The 2,088-nt window shown below is 73.8% G+C and carries 2 protein-coding genes and 1 pseudogene; all 3 read right to left on the reverse strand.

Annotated elements, in window-relative coordinates; translation table 11 throughout:
* Nucleotides 1–527, reverse strand: a 527-nt coding sequence (locus tag PROKR_RS19250) for a cytochrome d ubiquinol oxidase subunit II (protein ID WP_211240182.1), incomplete at its 3' end; no start/stop codon positions are given.
* Nucleotides 524–1,789 carry a cytochrome ubiquinol oxidase subunit I gene (locus PROKR_RS19255; protein WP_051433153.1) on the reverse strand — a complete coding sequence of 422 codons (1,266 nt, stop codon included), beginning with the start codon at nucleotides 1,787–1,789 and terminating at the stop codon, nucleotides 524–526. The genes PROKR_RS19250 and PROKR_RS19255, both read right to left, overlap by 4 nt.
* Before the next feature lie 113 nt (nucleotides 1,790–1,902).
* Nucleotides 1,903–2,088: pseudogene (locus tag PROKR_RS35465) on the reverse strand (nucleotidyltransferase family protein); the annotation flags it as partial.

The raw sequence follows: 2,088 nt of genomic DNA on the forward strand, positions 1-2,088 counted from the left end.
CGGCGCAGGCGCCAGGCGACGACGGCGTCGCCGTGCAGGCGCGTGACCACGACCGCCGCGATGCCGAGGGCCAACGCGGCGACGCCGCTCCCCCAGGCCACACCGAGCAGGGCGCCCCAGCTGCCGGCGAGCGTGATGCTCGCGACCACGAGCACGACGTCCCACACGTCGCGCCACACGTTCCCCGGACGGCGGCTGCGCAGCCAGATCCCGGCGTCCCGCAGCGCCCAGGAGCCCACCAGCGTGATCGCCACGGGATATCCAGCGCTGAGCAGGTCTGCCTCGGCGTGGGGGAACACGCCGATCAGCACGCCGAGCGCGGCGATCAGCCACACCTCCCCGGGCAGCAGCAGCGGGCCGACCGCGCCGAGCACCAGGCGGCGCTCGGCCGGCTCCCGCCGACGTTCCTTGCCGTCCTGGCCGTGCTCCTGCAGCAGGGTGGCACCCGCGCCCTGGACGGCGCCGTCGAGCACCACCCATCCCGTGACCAGGACAGTGAGCAGCACCGCCCATGCGGACGCGCTCATCGGCTCTCCTGCGGCGGTCCGAAGCGGAGCAGCACGGCGGCGTCCGCGCCGTCGTCCCGCAGGACGTCGGCCGGCGCGGCCCCGAGCACCAGGCGGTCGGTCCCGGCGCGCGCCAGCCGGGTCAGGACCCACCAGTCGAGGACGGCCAGCGTCACCATGAGGCCCACGAGCAGCACCAGCGAGGCCAGCACGGCCCGGGCGGACTGGTCGGACGTGACCTGGTCGACCCGCAGCACGCCCTGGATCACCCACGGCTGCCGCCCCAGCTCCCGCACCAGCCAGCCCGCGATCCCGACGAGGAACGGCAGCGGCAGCAGGGCCGTGAGCACCGCGTAGAGCGGGCGTCTGCCGCGCATCCGGAACAGGGCGCCCCCGATGAGCAGCAGCGGGAGCACCAGGGCACCCAGGAACACCAGGTCCGCGGTCCGCATCATGACCTCCAGCAGCACGCCGACGAGGGGATTCCGGTCGAACGAGCCGGTGTCGCCGATATAGCCGAACTGGGCGTACCCGAACGCCTGCACGAACAGCACGCCCACCAGGCCGGTCCAGATCCCGGCGCGCATGGAGCGGCGCCAGAGGTCCTCGTCGGGGCTCACCGGCAGGCGCTCGCCGCCGCCCACGCGTCGCAGGTGCCACGCGGAGACGCCGACGAGCACGAACCCGCCGGCCATCAGGCAGGCACCCACGACGTGCAGGCCGGACACGAGCGCGGCCGGGTTGGTGACCAGTGCGCCGAAGTCGGTGATGCCGGCGACCTGGGCACCGGGCGGGCCCTCCAGCACGTACCCCACGGGGTTGCGCAGGAACCCGTTGGCGACCATCACGGCGAAGGCGGAGGCGTAGCCGGTGAGCACCACGGCCCAGAAGATGGCGGCGTGCAGCCCGCGCGGGAACAGGTGCCAGCCGAACACCCACAGGCCCAGCAGCGTGGACTCCAGGAAGAACGCCGCGAGCGTCTCCACGGCGAGCGGGGCCCCGAAGACCTCACCGGCGACGTCCAGCAGGCCCGGGAAGTGGAGCCCGAACTGCAGCTCCAGCACGATCCCGGCCGCGATGCCGAGCGCGTAGTTCACCAGGTAGATCTGGCCCCAGAACCGGGTCGCGTTGCCGAGCACGACGGCGCGCGGACCTGAGGCGCGGGCCCAGCGCGTGTTGAAGATCGCCACCACGGGGCCGAGCCCGAGCGTGAGCAGCACGAAGAGGAAGTGCACAGCGGCCAGCAGCGCGAACTGCAGGCGGGCGAGTTCCGTGGCCTCCACGTTTCCGAGACTACGTAGCCGAACCGGTCGCGGCGAGAGGATTCGGGCATGACCGGGGGAAACCTCAGGGATCACCCGGATCGGGTGGTGGGGCTGCCCCTACCCCCGGTGAGTCACCGGCGATCGACGTCGTCCCCGCCACCGAGGTCGGTGCAGTCGATGCCGACGGCGCCGTGGGTGCGGAGGTACAGCCCGGCGCCGGTGTCCCCGCGGACCGAGCCGGCGAGCGGCTCCCAGTGGGCGCGGCCCAGCAGCACGGGGTGCCCGGGGCGGCCGTCGTAGGTGGCGCGGGCGAGGGC

This window comes from Promicromonospora kroppenstedtii DSM 19349 (genome assembly GCF_000515355.1).
Classification (GTDB): Bacteria; Actinomycetota; Actinomycetes; order Actinomycetales; family Cellulomonadaceae; genus Promicromonospora; species Promicromonospora kroppenstedtii.